Here is a 4330-nt window from a genome sequence, read left to right as displayed (position 1 = left end):
TATCCTAAAAGTTCATAAAATAAAATAGCTAAGAATAAAGTTCATAATGTTGAACTAACAAGAAAAGAAATTGCATTAACAGCTTAAAACCTGTTAATTTTTTTATACCAAAAATTAATTGATTCAGTTATTCCACTTTTAATGAGACTTTAAGAAAACATTTAAATATAAAATTTTTGAGAGTGAATGAAGCCTCCACTCAACAATCTTAATTTTCTTAAGGTTCTTCTCGTTTATACTTATCGAATTCCACTGAAAAGAATTCACCAAACTAAATTTTTCTTTCTAAGCAAGCGATCTTACACCTGTCTTTTAAAATTTTCAACCAATTTTTTATTTAACAGAATTTTTATGAGATTTGTTTTTTTGAAAATGCATCCCAAAAAAACAAAAAACAAATTTAAACTAACCTACATGATTAAGAACACCAAAAAATGGCTGTTTAGCATTTTGCTATTAACAAATTTCTCCTTTTTTATCAGCTGTGAAGATAAAAATGATGACGAAAGTTACAAACCAAATTATTCAGCAAGTATTGATGCTACAAATTTGCCAGCCGGAAACAAACCAATGACTATGTTTGAAGACGCAGAAAGCCCTTCAAAAATGTATGACAATAACGATCGTTGGTTTAGAGTAAGTGAACCTTTACAAGTTATACAGAAAGGAAAAGATTCAGTACAAATATCATTGTACTCTCCAGTCGGACTTAGCGATGTAAAAATTTACGCTAAATTACCAAACTATAAAAAGCGATTTGTAATTTATACCTTTTCAAAAATCCCTGCTTTTCATCGTTCTTTTCATCAAATTCCCTTAACTGCAGGAAAAAATGATTATTTATCAGAAACAGGAGAGCCGGTTACAATAGATAAAATTGAAGGATTTTCTTCCGGAGGTATCGAATTTTCGGTTGAATCAAGTGATCCATTATTTGCAAAATTCAAAAAAATAAAATCTTCACGTTTGGTTAAATTTAGCGATTATTATCATTTAAATAACCCCGCAGATGACCCTAACAAGTATTTACCGATGAATCCGGTTTTGGCGAAAGAAGCCATTACTATGATTATTAATTTTTCATATGCCATTAGTCATCCATTGTACTATGACACCTTTATGAATTTTGACCGATATAAAAAAGAGCAAGCCGCAACAGCAGGAACTGCAATAAACGGCGCAATCAACTGGCATGGAAATGTCGATGATGTTGATGGTGTTTATGACTATTTAACCAAAACCCAAATCGAACAGGCATACACAACCTATATTGATAAACGACAACTTAATATAGCAATGGTTGGCGGAGGTTCTGCCTGGGGAGGTGGTGCTTTAGCCTCTCAATGGGAATCTGGTTATGTTACCGGTCACTGGAAGGGAGAAATGTCAGTTTGGTCACATGAATATTCACATCACAGTGGTTACAATCATAGTAGCAATTTAGCCAATAGTGGCGAAGGTGGTGGTCAACAAGAAATGCTAACTCACTTTTATAAGTATTTGATCTATCTAAACGACCTCCCATTTACAGATCCTGAGATACTGAAAACGCATACAAAAACAAACTATCTGACTGGCACTTATAAAAAACCAGTCTTTACGATCGATCCAAAAAATCCATTTTTAGTAAAATATAAAGGAGAAGGAAAATGGAACTAATAAATAAAATCAGCATGAATAAAATCCTTTTTATACTATTATTACTTTGCATTACTACTAGTTGCAGCAAAGATTCTGACTCAGAGAATAATGGCACAACTTATAACTATTACTATCCTACCGACGACACAGCAATTACAGCAAGCGAAATTGGAGCCGGAACCGGGGCATTTGACCCAAAAGGTATTGCAGTAGCAAACAATAAATTATATGTATGCAATGGTGATGTATTAGAAATTTTTGATGCAACAACTCTAAAATACATCAAAACAATTGCAAATTACACTAAAGGTACTACAACAATTGCCCTTACTAAGCTTTCCTCCGTATGTATTGATAATGGTAGAATCTACGTGGGAAGTGTTGATTCAAGACTTTTTGTATTTGATGAAAGTACAAATGTAGGAATTAGTACGGTAGGAAATGGCCAATGGTGGAATACCTTTGTACACGTTTTTGGAGTTGTTGCAAAAGACGGATTACTATTTGTTAAAGAAAAGGAAACCTCTATCAAAGTTTTTGAAACATCACAAATTACCGAAACCAGTGACTGGAATCTAAAACCAATAGCTAAATTAAATACCTTAAATGGTTTTGATCAAATCTATTCTCTAGATATAGAAGCTGGTAACTTGGTCGTGGCAGGACGAGATGCGAAAAGCTATTTGTATTATAATATTGCAAATATTAAAGCTAATGCATCAAATTCGCTTACAGAACCTATAAAACCAACAACTGAACTTTTTTCTGATGCCAAGCCTATAGCTGTTTCTTTTAGTGCTGATTGGGCAATTACAACAGAAAATGTTGGAAGTTTAAACTATTTACGCCTTTATCCTAAAGAAGAGTTTATGAATAAAAAATATACTCCAGGAATAAATGCCAATGACATTATGGGAGTAAATCCTTTCGGAAGCATTCTTAGTACAGCGCAAATGAATGATCGCATTTTTTTATCAGATAACACAAATAAAAAAATCAGGGTTATAAAACTTAACCAATCCACGATTACAGAACAAAATTAAATCATTTTTAAATAAATTAAAAGAATATTAAGACAACGAACTAATCATAGTTTAAGTTAACAAAAGCTCGATATACCGGGCTTTTGTTTTTTACGGAATATTTTAAATTCATTCCAGAGCAGCACGTTTAAAAATAAAACTATAATCTAATTTAAATTTGTATTTTAGTTTAAAAGAAATTCAAAAGAACAAACCTTTTAATTTTAAAAACATGCGATCAATCCTTCTCTTAGCAACTATTCTTTTAGCCATTTCATGTAAAAAAGAAAGTAAATCAGAAACACTTTCGAATTATTTCACTTACGATCAAAAAAACACAGTTGAATCTGCTGGTGTGCGAATGATTCCAATCAAAACACCCGTTGGAGAATTCAAAGTCTGGACGAAACGATTTGGAAATAATCCCAAAATAAAAATATTATTGTTACATGGAGGACCAGCAATGACACACGAATACATGGAATGTTTCGAGACCTTCTTTCAGCGTGAAGGTTTTGAATTTTATGAATATGATCAATTAGGTTCTTATTATAGTGATCAGCCAAAAGATAGTAGTTTATGGACAACTGAACGCTTTGTAGAAGAGGTCGAACAGGTTCGTAAAGCTATTGGAGCAGACAATAATAATTTTTATGTCTTAGGAAATTCATGGGGAGGAATTCTTGCAATGGAATATGCATTAAAATATCAAAAAAACCTTAAGGGCTTATTGATTTCAAATATGGTCGCAAGCGCACCTGAATATGGAAAATATGCTGATGAAGTTTTGGCAAAACAAATGAAACCCGAAATTCTTTCAGAAATTAGGGCATTAGAAGCTAAAAAAGATTTTGCTAATCCACGCTATATGGAATTATTAATTCCTAACTTTTACAAAGAGCATTTATGTCGATTAAAAGAATGGCCAGACGGCTTAAATAGAGCCAGTAAACACATGAATGGGGAAATTTACACCATGATGCAAGGACCAAGCGAATTCGGAATTAGTGGCCGCTTAGCCAAATGGGATGTCAAAAATCGTCTAAAAGAAATCACAATTCCAACCTTAATGATTGGTGCTAAATATGACACAATGGATCCAAAAGCGATGGAAGAACAAAGCAAATTAGTTCAAAATGGACGCTTTTTATATTGTCCAAACGGGAGTCATTTAGCAATGTGGGATGATCAACAAGTATTTATGAAAGGAGTGATTAAATTCATTAAAGATGTTGATCATAATGAATTTTAAAATTTATTCCTAAAACATTTTTTACAAAACCACTTACATCATTAATAATAAACACTTTATAATAATAAAATTTAAAATAAAATTCTCTAGAGAAGTTATCTCACATATATATAACATGGGCGTTTTCCGCCACAGTGGGCCGGGCTGTCCGCTATATCTTTTGCGATAGAGGTTTAGGTTTGGGAAAAAAGGTTTCAGGGAATCGCAAAAGGATGCCGCTCCCATCCCTAACGCGGTTTACGGTAAAGAGGAAGCGCGGTTTTCAGAAGAAATTTCAACTTTTATCCCGAAGCTTCGGGACCAAATTCCAATCCAGAGTGCCGGAAGGCTTAGTTTCATTTTCAAAAAAAACTTGAATCTGTAATTCTTTCTAACCGCAAAGAACACAAAGAGATCCGCAAAGTTCGCCTCAAAA

At 33.1% G+C, this 4330-nt stretch carries 3 protein-coding genes; all 3 read left to right on the top strand.

What is annotated here, in order from left to right; all coding sequences use genetic code 11:
* Positions 1-414 precede the first annotated feature (414 nt).
* Positions 415-1659 (top strand): hypothetical protein, encoded by a 1245-nt coding sequence (locus AC6CH4_RS25775; protein WP_498108180.1) that lies wholly within the window; start codon positions 415-417, stop codon positions 1657-1659.
* Positions 1650-2684: an NHL repeat-containing protein gene (locus tag AC6CH4_RS25770; protein ID WP_498108178.1), complete on the top strand. Its 1035-nt coding sequence runs from the start codon at positions 1650-1652 to the stop codon at positions 2682-2684. Before AC6CH4_RS25775 ends, AC6CH4_RS25770 begins: the two co-directional genes overlap by 10 nt.
* Positions 2685-2895: 211 nt before the next feature.
* Positions 2896-3915 carry a proline-specific peptidase family protein gene (locus tag AC6CH4_RS25765; RefSeq protein ID WP_498108176.1) on the top strand — a complete coding sequence of 340 codons (1020 nt, stop codon included), beginning with the start codon at positions 2896-2898 and terminating at the stop codon, positions 3913-3915.
* The last annotated feature ends 415 nt before the right edge of the window (positions 3916-4330 follow it).

The organism is Flavobacterium sp. GQ95, from assembly GCF_059758655.1.
This window is presented reverse-complemented; position numbering and strand designations above follow the sequence as displayed.